This is a genomic window from Pseudomonas sp. Sample_24 (assembly GCF_004307605.1).
GTDB lineage: Bacteria > Pseudomonadota > Gammaproteobacteria > Pseudomonadales > Pseudomonadaceae > Aquipseudomonas.
This window is the reverse complement of the sequence record NZ_RCNW01000412.1, coordinates 1-1481: the sequence shown is the minus strand read 5'-3', so window position 1 is coordinate 1481 and position 1481 is coordinate 1. Positions and strand designations below refer to the sequence as shown.

Here is a 1481-nt window from a genome sequence, read left to right as displayed (position 1 = left end):
GCGTCTGGCCAAGCTGCTGGGCGTGACCGAGAAGGCTCTGCGTCGCCACCGTCACAAGCTGGAAATCTTCCCGGTCTACAAGCGCGTTGACACCTGCGCCGCCGAGTTCGCCACCGATACCGCGTACCTGTACTCGACGTACGAAGAAGAGTGCGAAGCCGCGCCGTCGGGTCGCGACAAGATCATGATCCTGGGCGGCGGTCCGAACCGTATCGGCCAGGGCATCGAGTTCGACTACTGCTGCGTACACGCGGCACTGGCCCTGCGCGATGACGGTTACGAGACCATCATGGTCAACTGCAACCCGGAAACCGTTTCCACCGATTACGACACCTCCGATCGCCTGTACTTCGAGCCAGTGACCCTGGAAGACGTGCTGGAAATCGTCCGCGTCGAGAAGCCGAAAGGCGTGATCGTCCAGTACGGCGGCCAGACCCCGCTGAAACTGGCCCGCGCCCTGGAAGCCGCCGGCGTGCCGATCATCGGCACCAGCCCTGACGCCATCGACCGTGCCGAAGACCGCGAGCGCTTCCAGCAGATGGTCCAGCGCCTGAACCTGCGTCAGCCGCCAAACGCCACCGTGCGCAGCGAAGACGAAGCGATTCGTGCCGCCGCCAAGATCGGTTACCCGCTGGTGGTGCGTCCGTCCTACGTATTGGGCGGCCGTGCGATGGAAATCGTCTACGAAGAAGAAGAACTCAAGCGCTACCTGCGCGAGGCGGTTCAAGTGTCCAACGACAGCCCGGTGCTGCTGGATCACTTCCTCAACTGCGCCATCGAGATGGACGTCGATGCGGTCTGCGACGGCAAAGACGTGGTGATCGGTGCGATCATGCAGCACATCGAGCAGGCGGGTGTTCACTCCGGTGACTCCGCGTGCTCGCTGCCGCCGTACTCGCTGCCGGCACACATCCAGGACGAGATGCGCGAGCAGGTCAAGAAAATGGCCCTGGAACTGGGCGTGGTCGGCCTGATGAACGTACAGTTGGCGCTGCAAGGCGAAGACATCTACGTCATCGAAGTCAACCCGCGTGCTTCCCGCACCGTGCCGTTCGTGTCCAAGTGCATCGGTGTTTCCCTGGCGATGATCGCAGCACGCGTGATGGCCGGTAAAACCCTGCAAGAACTGGGTTTCACCAAGGAAATCATTCCGAACTTCTACAGCGTGAAAGAGGCGGTTTTCCCGTTCGCCAAATTCCCTGGGGTTGACCCGATCCTCGGCCCTGAGATGAAGTCGACCGGCGAAGTGATGGGCGTGGGCGATACCTTTGGTGAGGCGTTCGCCAAAGCCCAGATGGGTGCCAGCGAAGTGCTGCCGACCGGCGGTACTGCGTTCATCAGCGTGCGTGACGACGACAAACCACTGGTTGCGGGCGTGGCCCGTGATCTGATCAACTTGGGCTTCGAAGTGGTCGCCACTGCCGGTACTGCCAAGCTGATCGAAGCCGCAGGCCTGAAAGTGCGCCGCGTGAACAAGGTGA

Annotated in this window: 1 protein-coding gene; it reads left to right on the top strand. The window is 61.9% G+C overall.

Annotated features, from left to right (window positions below; genetic code table 11):
• The coding region (carB, locus tag D8V06_RS23825; RefSeq protein WP_130931934.1) for a carbamoyl-phosphate synthase large subunit at window positions 1–1481 on the top strand (1481 nt) is incomplete at both ends.